19 protein-coding genes and 1 tRNA gene are annotated in these 20,751 nt (G+C 36.5%); 6 read left to right on the top strand and 14 right to left on the bottom strand.

Annotated features, from left to right (window positions below; genetic code table 11):
• Positions 1–40: 40 nt before the first annotated feature.
• Genes DIT68_RS14930 through DIT68_RS14940 form a run of 3 tightly spaced genes read right to left on the bottom strand, consistent with a single transcriptional unit; the run spans position 41 to position 2,458 of the window.
• Entirely contained in the window at positions 41–1,360 is a 1,320-nt protein-coding gene (locus DIT68_RS14930) for a DEAD/DEAH box helicase (protein WP_109360627.1), read from the bottom strand.
• Between the two features lie 3 nt (positions 1,361–1,363).
• Positions 1,364–1,927 carry an L-threonylcarbamoyladenylate synthase gene (locus DIT68_RS14935; protein ID WP_233244211.1) on the bottom strand — a complete coding sequence of 188 codons (564 nt, stop codon included), beginning with the start codon at positions 1,925–1,927 and terminating at the stop codon, positions 1,364–1,366.
• A 45-nt stretch (positions 1,928–1,972) separates the two neighbouring features.
• A complete protein-coding gene (locus tag DIT68_RS14940; protein WP_109360628.1) occupies positions 1,973–2,458 on the bottom strand; it encodes a hypothetical protein in 486 nt (161 codons plus the stop codon).
• A 105-nt stretch (positions 2,459–2,563) separates the two neighbouring features.
• Here DIT68_RS14940 and DIT68_RS14945 point away from each other — a divergent pair, with 105 nt between their 5' ends.
• Positions 2,564–3,001 carry a PaaI family thioesterase gene (locus DIT68_RS14945; protein ID WP_109360629.1) on the top strand — a complete coding sequence of 146 codons (438 nt, stop codon included), beginning with the start codon at positions 2,564–2,566 and terminating at the stop codon, positions 2,999–3,001.
• A 580-nt stretch (positions 3,002–3,581) separates the two neighbouring features.
• On the opposite strand, the gene DIT68_RS16375 is transcribed toward DIT68_RS14945, so the two are convergent.
• The 8 genes from DIT68_RS16375 to DIT68_RS14980 form a co-directional block, all read right to left on the bottom strand.
• Positions 3,582–3,755, bottom strand: a complete 174-nt coding sequence (locus DIT68_RS16375; RefSeq protein WP_158276208.1) for a hypothetical protein — start codon at positions 3,753–3,755, stop codon at positions 3,582–3,584.
• Positions 3,748–4,659, bottom strand: coding sequence for a ribonuclease Z (locus DIT68_RS14950; RefSeq protein ID WP_109360630.1), 912 nt, complete (start codon positions 4,657–4,659; stop codon positions 3,748–3,750). The genes DIT68_RS16375 and DIT68_RS14950 overlap by 8 nt, the downstream gene beginning before the upstream one ends.
• 3 nt (positions 4,660–4,662) lie before the next feature.
• Positions 4,663–5,001, bottom strand: a complete 339-nt coding sequence (locus DIT68_RS14955; protein WP_109360631.1) for an STAS domain-containing protein — start codon at positions 4,999–5,001, stop codon at positions 4,663–4,665.
• A 34-nt stretch (positions 5,002–5,035) separates the two neighbouring features.
• On the bottom strand, positions 5,036–5,965 hold the full coding sequence (locus tag DIT68_RS14960; RefSeq protein WP_109360632.1) for an aspartate carbamoyltransferase catalytic subunit: 930 nt from the start codon (positions 5,963–5,965) through the stop codon (positions 5,036–5,038).
• The gene (pyrR, locus tag DIT68_RS14965) at positions 5,958–6,506 is read right to left on the bottom strand and encodes a bifunctional pyr operon transcriptional regulator/uracil phosphoribosyltransferase PyrR (protein WP_109360633.1); all 549 of its coding nucleotides are present in this window, start codon (positions 6,504–6,506) and stop codon (positions 5,958–5,960) included. Before pyrR ends, DIT68_RS14960 begins: the two co-directional genes overlap by 8 nt.
• A gap of 189 nt (positions 6,507–6,695) precedes the next feature.
• The gene (locus DIT68_RS14970) at positions 6,696–8,090 is read right to left on the bottom strand and encodes a sugar transferase (RefSeq protein ID WP_109360634.1); all 1,395 of its coding nucleotides are present in this window, start codon (positions 8,088–8,090) and stop codon (positions 6,696–6,698) included.
• Between the two features lie 9 nt (positions 8,091–8,099).
• Positions 8,100–8,963 carry a hypothetical protein gene (locus DIT68_RS14975; protein WP_109360635.1) on the bottom strand — a complete coding sequence of 288 codons (864 nt, stop codon included), beginning with the start codon at positions 8,961–8,963 and terminating at the stop codon, positions 8,100–8,102.
• A gap of 41 nt (positions 8,964–9,004) precedes the next feature.
• The gene (locus tag DIT68_RS14980) at positions 9,005–9,997 is read right to left on the bottom strand and encodes a Gfo/Idh/MocA family protein (protein WP_109360636.1); all 993 of its coding nucleotides are present in this window, start codon (positions 9,995–9,997) and stop codon (positions 9,005–9,007) included.
• Positions 9,998–10,361: 364 nt separating this feature from the next.
• Between DIT68_RS14980 and DIT68_RS14985 the strand changes: the two genes are divergently transcribed.
• From DIT68_RS14985 to DIT68_RS15005, 5 genes are all read left to right on the top strand, one after another.
• A tRNA-His gene (locus DIT68_RS14985) sits at positions 10,362–10,437 on the top strand.
• 476 nt (positions 10,438–10,913) lie between these two features.
• A complete protein-coding gene (locus DIT68_RS14990) occupies positions 10,914–11,327 on the top strand; it encodes a hypothetical protein (protein ID WP_109360637.1) in 414 nt (137 codons plus the stop codon).
• 8 nt (positions 11,328–11,335) lie between these two features.
• Entirely contained in the window at positions 11,336–13,645 is a 2,310-nt protein-coding gene (locus DIT68_RS14995; RefSeq protein WP_109360638.1) for a T9SS type B sorting domain-containing protein, read from the top strand.
• Positions 13,646–14,585: 940 nt separating this feature from the next.
• The gene (gene rho, locus DIT68_RS15000) at positions 14,586–16,391 is read left to right on the top strand and encodes a transcription termination factor Rho (RefSeq protein WP_109360639.1); all 1,806 of its coding nucleotides are present in this window, start codon (positions 14,586–14,588) and stop codon (positions 16,389–16,391) included.
• Between the two features lie 3 nt (positions 16,392–16,394).
• A complete protein-coding gene (locus DIT68_RS15005) occupies positions 16,395–16,967 on the top strand; it encodes a DUF4199 family protein (protein WP_109360640.1) in 573 nt (190 codons plus the stop codon).
• Between the two features lie 441 nt (positions 16,968–17,408).
• Here the strand turns inward: DIT68_RS15005 and DIT68_RS15010 are convergent, their stop codons facing one another.
• From DIT68_RS15010 to DIT68_RS15020, 3 genes are read right to left on the bottom strand one after another with little or no spacing between them, the layout of a single operon-like run.
• A complete protein-coding gene (locus tag DIT68_RS15010) occupies positions 17,409–17,939 on the bottom strand; it encodes a TspO/MBR family protein (protein WP_109360641.1) in 531 nt (176 codons plus the stop codon).
• On the bottom strand, positions 17,899–18,801 hold the full coding sequence (locus DIT68_RS15015) for a histone deacetylase family protein (RefSeq protein ID WP_109360642.1): 903 nt from the start codon (positions 18,799–18,801) through the stop codon (positions 17,899–17,901). Before DIT68_RS15015 ends, DIT68_RS15010 begins: the two co-directional genes overlap by 41 nt.
• A 4-nt stretch (positions 18,802–18,805) precedes the next feature.
• The gene (locus DIT68_RS15020) at positions 18,806–20,470 is read right to left on the bottom strand and encodes a DUF819 family protein (protein WP_317133917.1); all 1,665 of its coding nucleotides are present in this window, start codon (positions 20,468–20,470) and stop codon (positions 18,806–18,808) included.
• Positions 20,471–20,751: the final 281 nt, after the last annotated feature.

Below are 20,751 nucleotides of genomic sequence, written 5' to 3' on the forward strand. Positions count from 1 at the left end.
GTAATTTGAATAATCACTTACACATAGCAACAAAGAAGAACTACTTTCTTCTTTTATTTTTTCTTTGCTTTTTACGTTCTATTTTTTTCTCAATCGGACGAATATTTCTTCTCTCTCCAACTGCTGGGGCTTGGTTTTTCTCACCATCACCAATAGAATGTTTTGGGTTTAATACTGTAGGTCCGTCATGAATGTCGGGTGCTTCTTCTAAAGGAATAAGTAAAGTTGTTGCTTCAACCTCTTCTGGAAGAGAGGAAATTGGAATAGCCAAATTCATGAAGCTTTGAATTTCTTCAAACATTTTTTGATCAGATTCCTTGATAAACGAAATGGTATTTCCTTCCGCATCTGCACGACCAGTTCTACCAATTCTGTGCATGTATTGTTCTTTGTCGTCTGGTAAATCAAAATTAATTACGTGACTCACATTATCAATGTCAATTCCACGAGAAACAAGGTCGGTAGCTACAATTCCTTTCAGTTTGTTTTCTTTGAATTCACTTACCATTCTTAGTCGGTAGTTCTGAGATTTATTACTGTGAATAACTCCGAATTGTTCTGGGAAATCTTCCTCGATTCTTGTATGAAGTAGGTCTGCATAAACTCTTGATTGAACAAAAATAAAAGCCTTTTCAATAACATTATCTGATGTCAAAAGATGTTTTAAAAGATTGTATTTCGTATTGAAATTTTCTGTTGAATATGCTGTCTGATTAATCTTCTGCAATGGAGTTCCCGCAGGCGCAGCGATAATTCTCTCTGTTTTTCTAAAGAAAGTAGCTACCAATTCATCAACATCATTAGTAATTGTTGCCGAAAACATTAAATTTTGTCGTTTGGTTGGCAAAAGATCAAAAATACGCTGAATTTGAGGCCTAAATCCTAAACTCAACATTTCGTCGCATTCATCAATAACTACTTTTTTAATATCTTTTAAACGCAATAATCCTGTCATAGCAATGTCGTATAGACGACCTGGTGTTCCGATAATTATATCACAACCAGCATACACTGCTTTTTTCTGTGTGTTAATGTTGGTTCCGCCATAAACAGCAATTGTTCTTGTTGACATTGAGCCTGTCAATTTCTCTACTTCCGAAGCCACTTGTACTGCTAACTCACGTGTAGGGACAAGAATAAGAACCCTGGGGTGAGTAGAGTCTGTATATTTTAAATCACGTAAAATAGGCAATAAGTAAGCTAAGGTTTTTCCTGTTCCCGTTTGTGCGATTCCAATGACATCGCTTCCCGCTAAAACTTTTGGAATGGCTTTCTCCTGAATGGGAGTCATATCCACGATTTCTTGCTCCTTAAGCGCTTTTAAAAGCTGCTTATTTAATTTTATATCTTCGAATTTCATTGCTTATCGTATTACTTTTACACCATTGTCACTTCCTACTTTAACAATAGAAGAGGGTTGGCGCATTACTTCTTCTAGTCGTTCGTTTAAAATTAAATCTACTCCAGTTTTAATTTCTTCACTAATTTCTGCATAACTTTCTGCATTTGGCTGGCCAGAAATATTTGCACTTGTGGAAACCAAAGGCTTTCTCAAGCGTTGAATGATCTTTTTACAATTCATGTCTTCAGTTACACGAATAGCAATTGTTCCATCTGCTGCCAAAAGTGATTTGGGTAAATTGATGGGTTCATCATAAATTATGGTCAATGGCTTCACAGCAAAATCAATTAGGTCAAAGCAAACATCCGGAATATTGTTTACATAACGCTCTAACATAGCAACACTGTCTACCAATAAAATAAATGATTTTTCATTCGACCGATTTTTGATGTCAAATATTTTTTGAATGGCTTCCTCATTGCTGGCATCACACCCCAACCCCCAAACAGTGTCTGTAGGATAGAGTAAGGTTTTTCCAACTTTTAAACCTTCGGCTGCATCATGTATATTAACTAGCTTCTCCAATTCGATTCATTTTCGACAAAAATACAACACTCATTTGTATTGTCGTCACTCTTGGCTTCTTTTGTGGATATCATTGTGACCTTCTTCTATTTCATCCTTCACATCTTTAATGATTCGGGTTAGAAAAAAGTACTCTTGTGTACTATTTTGATTCAACCAAGTAAATCCCTGAGGGTCACCGTCGACAGCTATGGCCATGTTGTAGAGCAAGGTAAAATTATTCTTTAAAAGCCAATTTGTAGCTTGCCTGTTTCCTTCGGCTGCATTAATGAAAGCCATCAAATGTGGATATCCATTTTTCATTAACCAAGTTCTTGCTTTTTCTTTTAGTCGAATGGCGTGAGTGGCCATTACCAATTCTTTGTAGCCATTATTTAGTAAATAATTAAGTAATTCAGAATGTCCTTCTATTCCCTTTGCCCAAGCCAGAATGATTTTCGGATGATAATCAAAAGCTTTCATTTCAACTTTTGTTGCCTTTTGACGGGTGGCTCCCAAATCGTTTTTTTTGTTCTTATTGAATAATGCCATAAGTTAAAGTATACTTTTATTAACACCTTTCTCAAAGTTAAGTTTTTTCTCCGTATTTCCGAACACTCCATTTTAAATCGATTACTTTTGTAAAAAAGAATAAAGATGATTGATGAGAGGGTATTGACGATGTACAAAGCTTCAAATAAATTTGGAGCATTTCTTGAAATGGAATTAGAGGTTTTAGAAGAAGGACAAGCGAAGTACATTATTGAAATCAAAGAGAAACATTTAGCAACTCCAATAGCGGCTCACGGTGGAGTAGTGGCCGGATTAATTGATGGAACCTTAGGCGTTGCTGCCTTAACAATTGCTGGTAAAAATAATAATGTGGTCAGTACGGTTGAATTACAAGTTAATTATCTAAAACCAGTAAAGTTAGGAGATGTTTTAACTTCTGTAGGAAAAGTAATTTCTGCAGGAAAACGCTTGCTTTATGTTGAAGCAGGGGTGACCAATCAAGATGGAGTTTTGGTTGCGAAAGCAAGTGGAACATTTAACGCATATCCGGCGGAGAAAGCATTTAAATTGATTGAAAAATAAATTTTCCAGATATTTTAGTTGTAGAGAGGGCTTAGCGTGCGGGGGAGATGTTGGAGAAGGTGAAAGTTTTCCCTCTCTCTTGAAATATGACCCTAGCTTAATGCCGTCCTGATGCGGATTTCTTTTTTTTCAACTGGTTGGAAATAGAAATTTGCGAAGCATCTTGTCAGGTTACCGCTGAACGACATTATTGTTGGGTTAGATTTATTTACTGGTACTGTATCGGATAGGCATTTTAATTTTTAAATAAAATGACACGCTTGTTCATAATTAGGCGTTCCTCCACCAAGCTTTGCGAATACCTAAGGAACCTTAGCTTCACAGTTCCACTCTTTCCTCTTCTCTGTGAAAAAATCTTTAAATGCCGTAGGCATGACTCTCTTTCCTCTGGGCATCTTTGCGTCTTTGCGAATCACATTCGGCAAGCTAATTGCGGTGCTCTGCGTAATTCTTCTCTTCCTCTGCGAAACCCTGCGCCTTTGCATAATTCTGCGTAATTCTTTTCCCTCTCTTTTCCTCTTCTCTAAGAAACCCTACATCGTTGTAAATCACATTCGGCAGGCCAGTGCAGCGCTTAGCGTCATTCTTCAACTTTTCTTTTTTTCTCTGCGTACCTCTGCACCTCCGCGTGACTCTGCGTAATTCTTCTCTTCCTCTGCGAAACCCCGCGCCTTTGCATAACTCTGCGTAATTCTTTTCCCTCTCTTCCTCTTCCTCTTCCTCTTCCTCCTTCTCCTTCTCCTTCCTTAAACATTAAACACCTCTCCATCCTCAGGAATAAAGACCTTTTCAAAAATAGCTTCCGCTTCTTCTTTGTGCAGTTCCATGGTTTTATACCTCGCAGAAAAATGACCTAGAATTAGCCTTTTAGCCTCTGATTTTAGAGCGATGGTAGCGGCTTGTTTAGCCGTAGAATGAAACGTTTCTGAAGCCCTTTCACTTTCCTTATCTAAAAATGTAGCCTCATGATAAAGTAAATTCACTCCTTTTATGGCATTTATAATTGGCGGATGATAAGCTGTATCAGAGCAAAATGCGTAAGATTTAGTTGGTTTTGGGGGGAAGGTAACATCTTCTGATTTTACGATTGTTCCTTCATTGTCTATCACATCCTCTCCCGAAATCAATTTTTGAATGTAAGAGGTACTTATTCCAGTTTCATCAAAAGCTTCCTTATCCAAACCTCGTTTTCCAGGTTTTTCATTGATTCGGTAACCTTGAGTCGGAATGCGATGAGATAATGGAAAAGTTTTAATTTCTATGCATTTGTCTTCATATACCATAGCTTCGGTGTTTGGAGCTAATTCATGAAATTCAATGGGGAAACCGTTGTAATAACCAGAAATTTTGAATTGATTTAGAAGAAATTCTTTAATTCCGATTGGGCCAACTATTGTTATGGCCTCTTTTCGACCCAATAGTTGCATTGTGCTGATTAAGCCTGCTAATCCAAATATATGATCTCCATGTAAATGTGAAATTAAAATAACTTGTAATCCTTGAAACTTTACTTTGAATTTACGCATTTGGATTTGCGTTCCTTCACCACAATCAATCAAAATGGAGCGCTGCTGACAATTTACAAATTGAGATGTTGTGCCCCTGCTTAAGGTTGGTACTGCAGCTCCAGAGCCCAAAATTGTAACAGTAAAACTCATGATTTATTGAATTTCTTGTTCTGCTTCCTCTAATGTTTCTGTTATGCTCAGTACCCTGTGAAGTTGCGCAATTTCAATCATTTTTTTTACGTTGGCGTTGAGCCCTGTTAGAATAAACTGCCCATTTGAGTTTTTGCACAAACGATTAGCCGATAATAAAGCGCTTAAGCCTGATGAATCGCAATAAGACGTTGCTTTTAGGTCAATAATGATATTGCTAACATTCGCCTTATTGATTTCTAGAATTGTTGATTTTAATTCTGAAGCGTTTGATAAATTGAGCTTGTCAACTGCTGAAGAAATAATACTGTAATCTGCTTTATTTAAAACTTTAAAGTTCATTCTGAATTCGTTTTATCAAAAATAACAAAATTTATCAACGTTCAATCTTTGAAGCGAGTAAGTATATTACCGCCATTCTTATTGCCACGCCATTTTCCACTTGGTTTAATATAATGGATTGCTTACTGTCGGCCACATCACTCGTTATTTCAACTCCTCTGTTGATTGGGCCTGGGTGCATTACCACTATTTTTTTAGAGAGACTATCCAGTAGTTTTTTATCTAATCCATACAACATGGTGTATTCTCTTAAGGAAGGGAAGTATTGAATATCTTGACGCTCTAATTGAATACGTAACATATTGGCAACATCACACCATTCTAGCGCCTTTCTTAAATTGTGCTCCACTTTTACGCCTAATTCGTGAATGTGTTTAGGGATGAGTGTGGTAGGACCACAAACCATTACTTCTGCTCCTAATTTTTGTAAAGCGTAAATATTAGATAAGGCTACACGAGAGTGTAAAATATCACCCACGATTACGACTTTTTTTCCCTTTACTTCGCCCAATTTCTCACGAATAGAGTAGGCGTCTAATAAAGCTTGGGTGGGGTGTTCGTGTGTTCCATCACCAGCATTAATTACTTTTGCATTAATACGTTCAGAAAGAAATTTTGCCGCTCCAGGATTTGGGTGACGCATAACCACCATGTCAACTTTCATCGAAAGAATGTTGTTTACGGTATCTACTAAGGTTTCGCCTTTTTTTACAGAGCTACTTGATGCACTAAAATTGACTACATCAGCACTCAATCTTTTTTCTGCTAATTCAAATGATAACTTTGTTCGGGTAGAATTTTCAAAGAAAACATTAGCAATAGTTGTATCTCTTAATGACGGAACCTTCTTAATTGGACGATTGATTACTTCTTTGAAACGATCAGCTGTTTGAAAAATTATTTCAATATCTCTTGTCGTGAGATGCTCGATTCCAATTAAATGGTCAACACTTAAATTATCCATTGTTCTCTTTGGTATATAATATCACTTTATCTTCTCCTTCTATTTCATTCCACTCTACAGAAACCCTTTCAGAAACCAGAGAATCTACTGTTTTTCCAATATAATCTGCTTGAATGGGTAGGTGACGCTTAAATCTTCGGTCAACAAATGTGAGTAATTCAACATTGTTTGGGCGACCATAAGCGAGCATAGCATCCAGTCCAGCACGAATGGTTCTTCCGGTATACAAAACGTCGTCAATCAAAACAATTTTCTTGTTTTCTAGTGAGAAGTCAATATTTGTAACACTTGGGATGAGCGGAGTTTCGCGCCTTCGGAAATCATCACGGTGAAAAGTGATGTCTAAGCTGCCACATTGAATTTCCTTGTCTAAAATCTCTTCAATTAAGGTTTTTAGTCGATCCAATACACGTATCCCTCGGGGTTGTAAGCCAATTAAAACCGTGTTTGAAAAATCATCATGATTTTCAATGAGTTGTCGACAGAGGCGTTGCAGGGTGAGATCAAACTGCTTTGCGTTGAGAATTACTTGGGTTTCCATCGGGGTCAAAGATAAAATTAAACTGCTAATAAATTGGAGCTTGTGAGAAGAAAATTTCAATCCCTTTGCCTTGCACTATTAATAATAAATGAGACCAACACCCTTGGCCCTGAAATGTCGGGATGGCGTTTGCAGTGTTTGCCAATGGTAAAATCGGTTAAATTGTGAGCTGTGCTCTTAGATCTAGTGTTATTTTCCGCTTCCTTTAAACACAATTACGACGGTGTAAAGCAAAATTTTAAGGTCTAGTGCTATCGACATATTCTTAAGGTAAAGTAAATCGAATTTCATGCGTTGTAGCATTTCGTCTACATTTTCTGCATATCCGAATTTCACTTGACCCCATGAGGTAATTCCTGGTTTTACTTTCGTTAGTTGAAGAAATTGAGGTTCGCGCTCGGCTATTTTGTCTATAAAAAATTGGCGTTCTGGTCTAGGGCCAACTAAGGACATTTCGCCCACAACAACATTCCAAAATTGAGGAATTTCATCTAAACGAACTTTACGCATAAATTTTCCTGTTTTCGTAATGCGTTTATCGTGAGTAGAGGAGAGTTGTGGACCAGACTTTTCGGCATCAACAACCATCGTCCTAAACTTTATAATATTAAAAGGTGCACCATTTTTTCCAATTCTTTCTTGTAGAAAAAAGATAGGACCTTTAGAAGAACTTTTTACAAGAATTGCTAAGACGAGGTAGACAGGGGAGAGAATTAAAATCGCAAAAACGGATGCAACAAAATCTATTATTCGTTTAATTACAAATTGCCAATGCGGCATTATTTCGTCATTGACTTCGATGAGTAGTGCTCCAAAAATATTGGTCATTTTAACGCTACCACTAAGTAGATCGTACATGTTTGCACTAATTTTTATTTTAATATCTCTTCCTTGAATGCGTGCAATTATGTTTTTTAATCTTTCATGTTCGGAGGAGTCAAGGGCGATAATAACTTCTTCTATCGCATTTTCGTCAATGATTCTCTCCAAATCGTCAATGTGTCCTAAATGAGGCATGAGGTTAGAGATATCATTGTCTATTCCATTTAAATTGATGAAACCAATAAAATTCGATCCAGTTGACTTGGGTAATTCTTCTACTTCTTTATAAATGTCAACGGCTTTTGAGCTTCCTCCAATAAGTAGAGTCTTAAAGCCGTCTTTCTTATTGCGAATGTGCTGAACAATGTAGTTGGTGATTAGTAGTCTTGGGACTAAGGTGAGTAAAGAGTGAAAAATGAAAAGTGCTATTAGTAGGTTGTAATAATAGGTGTGGCTAGGGATTTCATCATCTAAGATGAGGAAGAAAAAAATAGCTAAAGTTCCCAGAATAAAGGCCCTCATAGAGAAGGAGAGTAAACGCATAAAATACATTCTCTTGAGATTGTTGTAGGTTCCGAGGAAGAAATAAACTGCAATCCAAAATAGAGGAATAATGACCATTCCTAAGTAAAACCGTTCTGAAGTTTGGAAAGGAACAGCTTCAACATATACCTTTCTAAAATAAAAGAATATTGCCCATGCCATTGCAGCAGTGACCAGATCAAGAATAATGAAAATTGATTTTAAGCGCTTTTGATTCATATGGGTATGCTATGGATAAACAAGCTTGATATTGTCTATATAAAAGTAGCTCGAACTCAATTCTGGGTCAAGCACAAACTTAAATTCAGCATCGTTGAGTGGAGTTGTTTGTCTAAAAGAAACAATTTCTTTTAAATCGAGATAGGCATGCTTCCAAACAGCTTCTTCCTTGGTTTGGGGATTAATTAGGATGTATTCATCTACGAAATACTCATCATTCCCGTAAGAAATAACGCTTGTGAGCATAGAATTGGTGTTGATGTAGTCAAACTCTAGGTAGACTTCAGTCCCTAACTTTGGTAGAACAGTACCAAATGTGGTTACAAAAGAAAGTTTGGAAGTTGAGTCTTTAAGAATGATTTCTCCATATTTATTTCCCCATTTTAAGAACTCAGGGTCATCGTTTCTGCCCAAAGTAGCAGTAGAAGAGGGTGCAACATCTACTTGCATGCTCGGACTTTCGAAATCCTCAATTAAAAATTTGATGGAATTATAGTATTGGGTCGTAGGGGTAAAGGAAACAGTATCGTTTCTTTTAATTTCAATAGATCCTTTGTATTGTTCTAAAAATGGATACCTTTTTTTTGTTGCACTGATACCGTTGTTTACTACTCCGGGAATTAAAACAAAGTCATGCAGTCCATCTCCGATAATCGGTATTTTTGCCGGGAGCTCATAAGCACCTAAACTTTTACCATCCATGTTAACAAATACCTGAGATATATCATGTGACATTTCTCCTTGAGGGTTTTCCGCGTTTGGATTAGCGTTTAAAATCCATTTATCAATTTTTAGCCAGGCCACATCAGGCTGTTCTTTTGTACAGGATGAAACAAAAAGAGATAAAATAAATAATGTAATTATGTGTTTCATTTGGAATGATTTAAAAAGAGAACGTGAAATTTTACAGATTATTATTTGTCCAGTATAGAACCATTCATCTTTAGTTTGTCGAGAATTTGCTCAGCTACGTGTAAAGCCAGCATTCCATCTTCTAAAGAAACTATTGGTGTTGTGTCATTTTTAATGCACTCCGCAAAAGTTCGAAGCTCTTCTTTTATGGCATTGGTAGACTCAATTTCAGGTTTGTCGAAAATAATCTTTTTAGAAGGTTTTCCGTTACCCATCTCCATTACCATGTCGTAAGGACCTGCTTCTCCTTCGAGTGTTTCCATTTGAACAACCTCCATTTCTTTTTCTAAGAAGTCTACACTGATGTAGGCATTCTTTTGAAAGAAACGCGATTTACGCATATTTTTTAATGAAATTCTAGAAGCTGTTAAATTCGCCACGCACCCATTGTCAAATTCTATCCTTGCGTTGGCAATGTCTGGCGTGTCAGATACAACGGCAACACCAGAGGCTGAAATTTTACGAACACTTGAGTTAACAACACTCAAAATAGCGTCAATATCATGAATCATAAGGTCCAAAATAACCGGGACATCAGTTCCTCGGGGATTAAATTGAGCCAAACGATGTGTTTCTATGAACATCGGTTGATCAAAATAAGGAATGGCTGCTCTAAATGCCGGATTGAATCTTTCCACATGTCCGACTTGCACTTTAACCTTAGCCTCTTCAGCCAGTGCAAAAAGTGCACGTGCTTCATAAGTGGTTTGCGTAACCGGTTTTTCTATAAAAACATGTGTTGAGCGTTTAATCGCTAAAGATGCTGTTTCAAAATGTGTAGTTGTGGGCGTAACAATATCTACACAATCAGATTCTTCTATCAAATCTTCGGCAGAAGAAAAGGCTTTACAACCAAATTCTTGCGCTACTGTTTCAGCATGTTCAAGGTTGCTGTCAAAAATCCCCACTAATTCATAAACGTCCGTTAATTCTTTAATTAAACGTAAATGTATTTTTCCTAAATGTCCTGCACCAATTAATCCAATTTTTATCATCTCAACGATTTTTTACAAATATACAGTATGTAGGCTAGTAATAATAGCCTTTTTCAGGATGTTATTAACACGTTATATACAATTCTGATTTCTTCAAGCTGCGTGGTATTTTTCTTTTAATACACAAGGCTTTGATTTACAGTGCTGTGATTAATTTGTGAGAAAAAAAATTAAAAAAAAGTAGAATTGAAGCGTTTGAGATAAGTTTATTTTAGTTATATTTGCATCCGATTTGAGCGACGGCTGAAATTACGAAATTGAAATAATACATTTTTACAACCTTAGTTTTAGGTTGTTCAAATTATAAAAGCATATAAAATATTTCTGAACTAATTCTTACGAAGAAATATATATAGTTTTAAATGGTGGTTGTAGCTCAGTTGGTTAGAGCATTGGTTTGTGGTACCAAGGGTCGTGGGTTCGAATCCCATCTTCCACCCGAAGGCTAGTCTATTCTTAGACTAGCCTTTTTTTTGGTTAATACTTTTTAATTATTTTTTTTTGATCAGTTAAAAAAAACACGAGCGCCAAGAGGTGACAAGTTAATAATTTGGTTTTGAGAAATTCTGAGATATTATCTTTGAAGTAAGTTAAACTTTTGACTTAGAGTGCAAGCCAATTTAATTGAGGTTTGCTTTGCATTTTTAGCGAGCGCAATAGAAATGTTTGATACGGTATTTTAAAGATTTTAAGTTCCCTATTTTCCCAGAGAGTTTTAATGAAGGCGTTAAGTTTCTGTTTTTTAGTGCGATGAAAACAATTTTGTTTTTTAGCATAAGGCTACAGAAAAACATTATTTTTGGCAACCTTTTCAAACTGGGTTTCGTTTTTTTAACAAGAAACTTATATTAAGGTTTGATTTAAGAGATTAATGCGGACCTGATTTTTTTAATTATTAACACATATAATAAAAGACATGAAAAAACTACTTCTTTCTTTATTCGCTCTAACGTTCTCTTTAGCGATTTTTGGACAGCAGAATTTATATTCTGACACAAAAGTCCAAGTTCAATTTACGGTCGAGCAATTTACTGATGCTGTAAATGACAATTTCTTTGAATATTACTCTTTTGAAATGACAAATATCTCTCAGCAGGATGTTTCTTTTACTCCTGATTTTATCTACGTTACGGAGACAGGAGATCAGCGGTCTTCAACAACACATGATGAGAATAATGTTATTCACTTGGCTCCTGGAGAAACAGTAAAAGGGGATATTTCAGATCATGATAACTTAACCTTGTTTAAGCAGTTCTTAGTAGGAAACAGCGGTAAAAAAGCTGCCAATTCTACAATAACTGTTCAATCAGTATCTATTAACTATCAATAAGAAACATTATGAAAAAAATTATATTATTTATCGCCACTATTTTCACCGCGAATTTTGCTATTTCGCAATGTGACATAGATATTAATACTGCCACAACTTCTATTGATTGTGGTAATACCTTTGTTTTAACCGCGGTTGGAACATCTCAAATATCATTATTAGATGAGAATTTTAATAATAGTACACTGGCATCAGGGTGGATTCCAAATCAGCCCGTTATGTTTAGTAATCCATGTGGTGCTCCGCCAGACGGATCACCTTCAGCATGGTTCGGTAATTCTCAGCCACATCCTCGGTTTTTAGAAACAACTGATTACGATGTGACCTGTGGTGGTGATATTTGTTTTATGATGAAGTATGCAACTCAAGGTGGCTCTGGGTCTTGCGAAGGACCCGAACTTACAAGTGAAGGTGTTGATTTGCAATATTCACTGAATTCTGGTGCCACATGGGTGAGTATAGCTTATCATCCACCACTCAATGGTGGTTATGATGCTTATCAAACAACATGGAACCAATATTGTTATGCAATTCCTGCAGCTGCTCAAACTACTTCTACTAGATTTAGATGGATTCAAGGTGGAAGCCATGGTGCCAATAATGACCATTGGGGTATTGATGATGTTCTGATATCTGCCTTGAATTGTGCTGTGTATTATTACGACTGGGCTGTTGATGGTACTCAGAATACTGCAGATACTGTTATTACGCAATCAGTAAACTCAAAGACCTATAATGTAATTTACACTAACGGTATCGATGATACATGTTCTGCTTCGATAACAATTGATGCCTCTCTTTCTCCTGACTTTGATTATTTCGCTCCTTGTGAAGGTGAACAGGTTACTTTTACTAACATCTCCACAGGTCCTTTTACGAACGCGAAGTGGATTTTCTTGAATGGAACAGACACAATTCAAGCTCCTAGTGCAACTTACACCTTCCCTCCAGGAAGTAATATGGATGTTGAATTGTATATTGAGGATTCTGTAGGTTCGTGTACGGGAACCGTTACGAAAACGGTAGTTGAAACACCAAAATTACAATTGTCTGTTGATAATCAGGTGGATGTTACATGTAATGAAGGAGAGGATGGTATTGTGACAGTAGGTGTTTCTGAAGGAACTTCGCCTTATACTTATAGTTGGTCAAATTCAGTTTCTACAGGGGCAACTGCCGATGATTTAGCATTTGGTCCAACGACGGTTACAGTAGTAGATTCTAATGGTTGTACAATTTCTGAAACAGTGAATATCGACCAACCAGAACCTTTAGTTATATCGAATGTATCGCCTGACACAGTTATTTGTATTGATGATCCTGTTGATCTATTTGCCGTGGGTTCAGGTGGAAGTACTGCCTATATTTATGAGTGGAGTGAGAACGGACAGGTGGTTGCCAACGGAAGTAATGTTACGGTTACGCCTACATCGGCATCTACCGAATATATGCTCGTGTTGAGTGAACAGTGTGGCTCTCCCCAGGATACAGCTTATGTTACTGTAAATTATCCAGATGAATTGATTCCTGCATTAACTCCAGATATCACAGGTGGTTGTTATCCTGTGGCAATCGATTTTACAAACAGTACCAACACAAACGAGGTGATTGATTACACCGTATGGGATTATACCGATGGAAATATTGATACAATTGCTGGATCAGGAAATGCTGTTCATGAGTTTGATTTAGGAGTTTGGGGTGTAAATATGGAAATTGTTTCAGAAAGAGGGTGTAGGTATTTCCGATCGTATACCGACCTAATTGAAGGTTATCCTTATCCAGAGGCGAACTTTTATGTAAATCCGAACCCTGTTTCAATCTTTGAATCAACAGTGACGGCTTACGGAGAATCTAGTGGAGACATTGTTTCTTACCAATGGTTTGCTGAGGAAGCAGACCCTGACTATTCTTCCATTCAAAACCCAACACTTGAATACCCTTCAGAAATCAAAAACTATCCTTTAATACTTGTTGTTGAAAATGGTTATGGTTGTACGGATACCATTCAAAAGTTGGTTAGGGTAGAGAATGTGGTTACTATCTTTACTGCAAACACATTTACTCCTGACGGTGATGGCTTAAATGATACTTGGAAGCCAAACTTATTAGGAATTGATACACAAAATTTCAGACTGGAAGTCTTTAACCGATGGGGAGAAACAGTTTTTGAATCTCAAGACCCTGATGGAGAGTGGGATGGGACATATGGAGGTAAGCTTGTAAAGGCAGGAACTTACATGTGGGTTATCCGTGTAAATGATTTTGAAAATGATAATAAACATGAGTTTAATGGAAGTGTAAACGTGCTGAGATAATTAGCCGAAACATAAATACAATTAGAAATAGTCACTCTTTGAACAGAGTGGCTATTTTTTTTGCCATGAGTTTGAAGAGGGAGTGTTGCTTGTTTTGTGTTAGCCTTATCTAATGGTCATTTAATATAAAGGATTCTCTTCAAAGGCGGAGGATATCTCTGGCTATCGACTGAATTTCTCCCGATTTTAAAATGCTCTCTTTACCAAAATGATTGGAAAAAAGAGAGCTCATTGAAATCATTGACGAAGTATTTTTTTGATCTAATTTCTTCTGATTTGCTAACAACCGTTATATTCTTCAATTGGAGAGCATAGTTAACTTGTAAATTCGCTTATTACTTTTTTTCGACGAGTTTGTATTTCGTCCAATAATAATAGTAGAGCTAGCCTCTTAAGTCGCAGATTGTAAAAGCCTATTTTCTTCCCTACGAAATTTAAATTTAATGCTTGTCGAGAACTTTACCAGCAGTTTAATAAATTACAATAGAAAATTGTTCTCCCTTTAATTTGACTAGTCCCTTCCTTCAGGAGATAAATTGGTTTTTCTGAGGGAAGAGTCACTTTTAATCCATTTGTTATCAAAGTTCTTTACAAGAAAAGACAAATAGTGCTGGACATTAGTGCTTATTGCGATTTAAAAGGGTAGCCCTAAAAAATAAATATCCAGAAGTAAATTTCTATGTCAATTTTAGAGCTCAATAATCTGCTAAGTTTCTCACGAGATGATGGCTTAACCAGATGCTTAATAGGTTAGGAATATTTACTGGTAAAATGTCGGGTAGCCATTTAAAAAATAATTGGTCTTAAATCTTTTTATATTTTAGTTGCATTTTACTAAAGAATATTTGTATTATTGTGGCATCGCAACTCTGCGGTGATCTCTATAAAGAAATATAACAAGCTTTTAGTTATCTCTTACAATATTATTTCATACAAGTAAATGGAAAAAGACGAATTAGCTGGGAAGAAACTCCCTGAATTGCGCGTTATCGCAAAAACACTTGGTATTAAGAAAGTTGAATCATTCAGAAAGTCAGAATTAATTGATATAATTAAGAAGGGCGGTCCATCAGACCAAAATACTTCGGCAAATGAGGATGCTAAGAATTCTGCAGAACCTGCAACAAAAGAAGTTGAACCAAAGGCAACTCAGCGAAAAAGAAAAGTGAAGGAAGCAGAGCCGATCGCGGCATCAGACAAAAAGAAGGAGTCCATAGAAACATCCAAAGAATCTCCAAAAAAGGAAGAAAGCAATAATAACACATCGGCAGATGATTCGGAACCTAAGAAAACTAAAAAATCTGAAACAAGCGATTCTTCCGAAGCTACAAAACCTGTAAAAAGGGAACAAACCGACGCTAAGAGATTAAGAGAGATAAGAGAAAAAAGAAAAGCCAACAAAAATCCCTTAGACAAAAAGGGCCAAGATAAAAAGAACAGCGATAATAAAACTCAGGACACCAAGGGCTTTATAAAAGTTAATGGTGATAATGGAAAGGCGAAGGATTCCAAATCAAATAATCCACGCTCATCTAAAAATGATAACGCTAAAAACCCTAGAAACGATAATCCTAACGCTAATCGTAAAAATGACAACCAAAAGGCAAGAGAAAAGAAATATGATCTTTCTGGAATTGTAGCTGCGGAAGGTGTTTTGGAAGTGATGCAAGATGGATTTGGTTTTTTACGTTCTTCAGATTATAACTATTTGTCTTCTCCTGATGATATATATGTTAGTCACAGTCAGATTAAATTGTTTGGTTTAAAAACTGGAGATACGGTTTACGGAACAATCCGTCCACCTAAAGAAGGGGAAAAATATTTCCCACTGGTAAGGGTGGACTCTATTAATGGACGTGACCCTGCATTTATTCGTGATCGTGTTCCTTTCCAATACTTAACACCTTTATTTCCTGATGAAAAGTTTAAGTTAACTGGTCATAGACAAGAAAGCATGTCCACGAGAATTATGGACTTGTTTGCACCAATCGGAAAAGGACAACGTGGAATGATAGTAGCACAGCCTAAAACGGGTAAAACCGTTTTGCTAAAGGATGTGGCCAACGCTATTGCTGCAAATCATCCAGAGACATATTTAATTATTTTACTAATTGATGAACGTCCTGAAGAGGTGACTGACATGGCAAGAAGTGTGAATGCAGAAGTTATTGCTTCCACCTTTGATGAGCCAGCAGAACAACACGTAAAAGTGGCGAACATGGTACTAGAGAAAGCCAAAAGAATGGTTGAATGTGGTCATGATGTTTGTATTTTATTAGATTCTATTACACGTTTAGCACGTGCTTATAATACAGTATCACCCGCCTCTGGTAAGGTGCTTTCAGGGGGAGTTGACGCCAACGCCTTGCAAAAACCAAAACGCTTCTTTGGAGCTGCACGTAAAATTGAAAACGGAGGTTCACTTTCAATTCTGGCAACAGCATTAACGGATACTGGTTCCAAAATGGATGAGGTGATTTTTGAAGAATTCAAAGGAACAGGAAATATGGAGCTTCAATTGGATAGAAAAATCGCAAATAGACGAATTTATCCAGCTATTGACATCTTGACTTCTGGTACAAGACGTGAAGATTTACTAATGGACAAAGAAACGCTTCAACGTGTTTGGTTGTTACGTAAAGTGGTAGCAGATATGAACCCAATTGAAGCTATGGAATTCATGAAAAACAATATGAAGGACACAAAGAGCAATGAAGAGTTTTTAGTTTCAATGCATAATACATAGAATATGAGACCGGCATTAAAGATGGCGCTGTTGTTTTCCGGCGCATGGATTTTATTAAAATTAATCCTGTTATCCCTCGATATATTTCAAGAAGATGTTGTAAAACCTGGATTAGTGAATAATCTATTTCTTTTATTAGCGATAAGTGTTGGTCTTTATCTGGAAAAACAAAAGGAGGGTTTCGGAACGGGAACCCCCTTGTCTGATATAAAGCGGGCGTTAACAGCAGGTGCTCCCTATGTATTGATCGTATCTGTTTTTATGTTTTTCTACTACGATACGATTAATCCGGATTTTATAGATAATAGAGTCACTGAAAGAATGGATGTTATCTATGATGAAGCCCAAGATGAAGCCTATGTGGATACGCTGCGTGTACACAATCCTGAGTTTAGAGTGATGACAACGGAAGAAATATTGCGCGATATTAAGTCAGATACAGAAAGCGCCTTATCTGCCAAAACCCTATTTGTCTTCTCACTCCTTGGATTAATGGTGATGGCGTTGACTTACGCGATATTCGTCACATTAATCTATAGAAAAATTTTATTGAGAGATTACTACCCAAAGCGCTGATTTTTTAAAAGCGTAGGCACACGTTACACTTTATCGCCTTATTGGCATTGCGTGTAATGTCTTGTCAATAAATAAGCTTTTTAAGCCCTTTTTACTGAGTAGAGCTCTGAAGATTAGAGCGTACTCCATGCTCTTTGTTTATTGACTAACGCGAAAAGGGCTGGGAGTTCGGACTTTGAATTTATCGAAACGTATCCCACCTTGTTATCTGGCCAACAGGAATAAACTTTCGAAGCAACTGATTCTGTCCTCGCTTTTTCCTGCTTTTTTTATAAATTACCTTTCTTTCCTTAGACCACGATAATAGGGTAGAATCAACTCAGGTTAAGGGATTATCTTTGGGGTGCAACAAGTTTAGGTTGCACACTTTTTATACTTAAACTGTGTTGAAAATAAGTTGGTATTTCTTAGAATAAAGCTCAAAATTAAAGCATAGAGCGATCAATTTAAGACAACAATTGCTAAGTTTAGTGCAGTAGCAAAGGAAACCCATAAAAGGTATGGAATTAATAAAAAAGCGGAAAGCCTATCTAATCTATAAAAGTGTCTAATCAGAATAATAATAAAGGCCAGAATTATAAAAATTATGGCTAGTGCTAGTCCTGGCATATGTAACCCGAAGAAAACTGGTGTCCATATCAGATTAAAAATAAGATGAATCAAAAAGATTACAATTCCTCTTTTAGCAAATTTTTTGATGGTTGGGTAGCGTCCAACTGAAACAATTTGCCAAATAATCGCCAAAGATCCTCCCATTAGAATATACAAAATTGACCAAGCAGGGCCGAATAACCAGTTTGGTGGGGTGAAAAAGGGCTTGTTTAGTCCATCATACCATTCTTGGAATCCACCCATAGATGACAATCCACTGAATGTTCCTAAACCAAGAATTCCGAGTGAACAAATTAAGATTTTCCACCAAAGTCCACTTTTAAAAGAAGATGTGTTGTGCGGTCCTGAATGTATTTGCATGTGCCTCAATTATATATTTAATTTCTTCAGAATATCCTCCCCCCATACTTACAACGATGGGTAAATTTAATTCTTTCGCTAAGTTTAGAACAATTTTATCTCTTTGTTTGCATCCTTCAATGCTTACTCCAAGTCGCCCTAGTTTATCTGTCTCAATGATATCGATTCCCGATTGGAAAAACAAAAAATCAGGAGCGAAAAATTTTAAAATTCGATCTAAGGATTGTTCTAATAGGTAAATATACTCATTATCTTTTATACCGTCAGGTAAAGGGACGTCAAGATCAGAAGTTTCCTTTTTTAAAGGATAGTTATTTTCACCGTGCATACTAAAGGTGAAAACATTTGCATTGTTTCGAAACACTTCTGCTGTTCCGTTTCCTTGATGAACATCCAAGTCAATGATTAATATTTTGCTTGCTTTGTTCTGGTCTAAAAGCCATTGAGCAGCAATAGCTTGATCATTCAGTAGGCAAAATCCTTCACCGTGATCAGTAAATGAATGATGAGTTCCTCCAGCAATATTCATTGATACACCATGTTCTAGGGCGTATTCAGCACATTGGCGTGTACCTTCCATGATTATTTGTTCCCTTAGAATTAAATCTTCATTGTGAACAAATCCTGTTTTTCTTTGTGCCCTTCGGTCTAACTTTAATTCTGTTAAGTTTTGAAAGTAGTCTGCATGGTGAATTGCTAGCACCTGTTCTTTGCTTATTATTCCTGGACTAAAGAAAGCATCTTCTTCAACTGTACCTTCCAAAAGTAGTTGCTTTGGAAGCAATTCATATTTTACCATAGGAAATCTGTGTCCTTCGGGTAAAGAATGAATATAATAATCGTTAAAAGCAATTTTTAGCATGGATCTACATTGGGGCAACCATTCTCATTAATTCGGCGGCCATAATTGCGCCAAAAGTTCCTATGAAATATCCAACAACGGCCATCAAAACTCCGACTGTTGTTAACGCAGGATGAAAGGCATTGGCAACAATAGGAGCAGAGGCAGCACCACCTACATTGGCTTGACTTCCCACAGCCAAGAAGAAAAAAGGTGCTTTAATTATTTTAGCTACAACGATTAAAAGTAAGGCATGGAATGCCATCCAGATAAGCCCCACAAAGATTAAGAGTGGCTTGTCAAAAATCATGGTAATGTCAACTTTCATACCGATGGTCGCCACCAAGATATATAAGAAAACAGACCCTATTTTTGATGCTCCTGCGCCTTCATAGTTTTTGGCTCTTGTAAAGCTTAAGATTAGTCCATAAACAGTTGAGATAACAACCATCCAAAAGAACTGACTGGAGAATGTGTTTCCTTTTCCATAGTTTTCTAAAAAGAAACCAGAAAGATATTTTCCAGCAAAGTGTGCTAAGGCAACGCCTCCAAATACTAAACCTGTGATAACCATAAAGTCGGTAAGCGTTGTTTTTCTTTCTACTTTCTTCTGGAAATCCTCAACCTTTACTACTAATCTATCAATGGAGCTACTATCTGCTTTCAACCATTTATCGATTTTTGCTTTTTTACCAATTCCAAATAAGATCACCGCCATCCAAATATTGGCAACAACGATATCTACGAGAATCATTCCACCGAAAAGTGTTTCTTTGTATTTGTAGGTTTCGAGCATAGCAGTTTGATTTGCACCTCCACCAATCCAAGATCCGGCTATTGTAGCCAAACCTTTCCAGGTCGCCTCATTTCCGCTTCCGCCCACTGTTTCAGGTGAAATAAATGTGAAGATCCATACCGCAAAGACTCCTCCCAATATAATTCCGATTGTTCCAGTGAAGAACATAATCAAACTTTTAGAACCTAATCCAATTAAACTTTTTATGTCAGCAGACAGTATGAGGAGAATCAAAGAACCTGGCAGCAAATAGCGACTAGCCATATAATATAGGTTAGTTGATTCAGGATCAATAATGTTGAATGAGGTTAAGGATGCGGGAATCATGTAACACAAGAAAAGAGCTGGAATTATGGTGTAGAAACTTTTCCAAGCTTTACTTTTTAAACTTGCTGTAAAAAAGATGAGCGCAAGTACAACTGTTAAAATTCCCAATACAATTCTGTCATCTGTTACCAATGCATTTCTCGGAGCCTTGGCTAAAAAACTCACTTTAGTTTCTCCTTTATGTTCGTTGAAAGTAAGTTCTTCGTTGTTTTTATAGACTTTCAATCTTACTTTTATTAATTCATCTGGTCCAGGATTCTTAAAAAAGATGTTATTGATGCTATTGACTTTTATCGAATCTTCATTGAAGAAAACTTGAATTTCATCTGCGTTCTTTAAGACTCTTCTGTCGTCATCATCAAAGGAAATAATACCGTATGGAGATGTACTGTATATTTTCTTTTCTTTTCCGAATTGGTAGGACTCCATTTTGTCCAAAACATTCTGTGGAATTTCATCTGTGGAAATGAGTAAACTATCTTTCCCACTTTTTAAAACATGCTCTTGCGCATTTGTTTGTGAAATTGTTAAAAGAAAACCGATGATTAAAAAAAAGAATTTTTTCATGAAAGTATATCTTGTTTATTTGGAGCACCAAAATAATTAACAATTCTGAAATACACCTCTATTTATTGGTGTTTATTTCTAATTCTCTTTCATTATTTGGCTTTTGAGCTAAAATAAAAGCTTCTTTACGATTTTGACCTGTTTTGTTTTTCAATGGTGCATGCTTTTGGTTAATACTGCATATCGTTGAAAAAAAGAAGGACCACAATAAACTGTAGTCCTTCTATTCAATATTTATTATTGAATTTGTTTAGGGAGTAATTGGCTCCAGGAAATGTTCT

This window comes from Brumimicrobium oceani, from assembly GCF_003143775.1.
Lineage (GTDB): Bacteria > Bacteroidota > Bacteroidia > Flavobacteriales_D > Crocinitomicaceae > Brumimicrobium > Brumimicrobium oceani.